A 651-nucleotide genomic window follows, 5' to 3' on the forward strand; every position below is an offset into this window, starting at 1 on the left:
CAGAAGATCACCGTCGACGTACGCGGCGAGCTCGCCGAGCTCAAGACCACCGTCAACACCATGGTCGACCAGCTCTCCGCCTTCGCCGACGAGGTGACGCGTGTGGCCCGCGAGGTCGGCACCGAGGGCATGCTGGGCGGTCAGGCGGAGGTGCCGGGCGTCGGCGGCCGGTGGAAGGACCTCACCGACTCGGTGAACTCGATGGCGACCAACCTGACCAACCAGGTCCGCAACATCGCCCAGGTCACCACCGCCGTCGCGGGCGGCGACCTGTCGCAGAAGATCACCGTCGACGTACGCGGCGAGCTCGCCGAGCTCAAGACCACCGTCAACACCATGGTCGACCAGCTCTCCGCCTTCGCCGACGAGGTCACCCGCGTCGCCCGCGAGGTCGGTGGCGAGGGTCAGCTCGGCGGCCAGGCCGCGGTGCCTGGCGTCTCCGGCACCTGGCGCGACCTCACCGACTCGGTGAACTTCATGGCCGGCACACTGACCGCCCAGGTCCGCAACATCGCCCAGGTCACCACCGCGGTCGCGCGCGGCGACCTGAGCCGGCAGATCACCGTCGACGCCCGCGGCGAGATCCTCGAGCTCAAGTCGACCATCAACACCATGGTCGACCAGCTCGCCTCCTTCGCCGACGAGGTCACC

1 protein-coding gene is annotated in these 651 nt (G+C 69.6%); it reads left to right on the top strand.

From position 1 onward, the window contains the following. Positions 1-651: HAMP domain-containing protein (locus ACFVJS_RS23910; protein ID WP_378885709.1), on the top strand; the 651-nt coding region annotated here is incomplete at both ends.

It is taken from the genome of Nocardioides sp. NPDC057772, assembly GCF_042798075.1.
GTDB lineage: Bacteria > Actinomycetota > Actinomycetes > Propionibacteriales > Nocardioidaceae > Nocardioides.